The 569-nt window shown below is 41.1% G+C and carries 2 pseudogenes; both read right to left on the minus strand.

What is annotated here, in order from left to right:
• Positions 1–192 (minus strand): annotated as a pseudogene (locus GMA8713_RS26340) (AMP-binding protein); the annotation flags it as partial.
• 176 nt (positions 193–368) lie between these two features.
• A pseudogene (locus tag GMA8713_RS26345) lies at positions 369–569 on the minus strand (phosphohydrolase); the annotation flags it as partial.

Raw genomic sequence — 569 nt, forward strand, 5'->3', positions numbered from 1 at the left:
TAATCCTTGCAGTGCAGAGACGAGTTTGAGTGCTTTGTCGGCAACCTCTGCATAGGTGTATTCAACAAATTGTCGGTCAATAATTTGTCTTAAATAAACTTGATTGGGGCGCTCCGCTGCCCATTTCAAGATCATTTCATTCGGTGGTGGGAGAGCACAAGTTGCTTTGCTTAACTCGTTAGGCTGAATCATTCTCTAACTCCATGTTAGTGGCAAAAGTATTATCGTTTTTATGTTAACGCTTTGTTAACTCTAGCATGATGAAATGATTAGGTAAAAGAAGATTGTGGTTACTAAACGTTAAAGTTGCGCGCTGGATTCACTTTCTTATTTTGACACTCCTAACTCCGAGTAGCGTTTATTTCTGTTCAGTTGATTCTATCCTTCGGGTCAATTTCTGGGTGGGTATCAATCACTTGTTTTAAGTACTCTTGATGATAACGAAGGGCATTGACACAGTGTTTATCAAGCTTGCCGCTCACGACCATTTTTTCCAGCTCGAGAAGGGCGAAAGGAACAGACCAAGCTTGTCTGTATGGACGATGACTTGTTAAGGCATCAAAGACGTT

This window comes from Grimontia marina, from assembly GCF_900060185.1.
Classification (GTDB): Bacteria; Pseudomonadota; Gammaproteobacteria; order Enterobacterales; family Vibrionaceae; genus Enterovibrio; species Enterovibrio marinus.